Genomic DNA, 567 nt, shown 5'->3' with positions numbered 1-567 from the left:
GGCTGCGCGCCTCGATCGCCGTCGCGCCATAGTCGAAGATCTGCGACAGGAAGGCGTAGAGCCGCAGGAAGGCGCCCATGTTGGAGCGGAAGACGATCAGCGCGTCCTGCTCCTGCTTCGCCGCGACGGCCGCCTTGTCGTTGCCCTCGGCGCGGGCTTTCGCCTCGGCGTCACGCGCGGCCTTGAAGACTTTCAGCAGCCTGTCGGCGACCGGTTCGATTGCCGCCCTCAGGTCGGCGTGGGTGGCCTTCGGGTTCAGCTCGGCCCTCACCACCCGGTCGACCTCGAACTCGTCGTAGTAGCCGAGCCCGTCCAACTTCGCGCGCAGGTCCAGCACCTGGTTCGGGTCGGTGACGTCCTGAAGCTCGGCGGTCTCGTAGTAGGTCTTGAAGGCCGTGAGGATGTCGTCGGCGCTGTTGGCGAAGTCGAGCACATAGGTCGTGTCCTTCACCACGCCGCCCGACTGGTAGGCCCGGTTCAACCGCGACAGCGTCTGCACCGCCTGGATCCCGGCCAGCCGCCGGTCGATGTACATCCCGCAGAGAAGCGGCTGGTCGAAGCCGGTCT

The 567-nt window shown here is 67.0% G+C and carries 1 pseudogene; it reads right to left on the bottom strand.

The window, feature by feature from the left end:
- Nucleotides 1-567: pseudogene (locus FG154_RS20740) on the bottom strand (type I restriction endonuclease subunit R); the annotation flags it as partial.

The organism is Cereibacter sediminicola, from assembly GCF_007668225.1.
In the GTDB taxonomy this organism is placed as follows: Bacteria; Pseudomonadota; Alphaproteobacteria; order Rhodobacterales; family Rhodobacteraceae; genus Cereibacter_A; species Cereibacter_A azotoformans.
The sequence above is the reverse complement of the archived record's forward strand: the minus strand, read 5'-3'. Positions and strand labels throughout refer to the sequence as shown.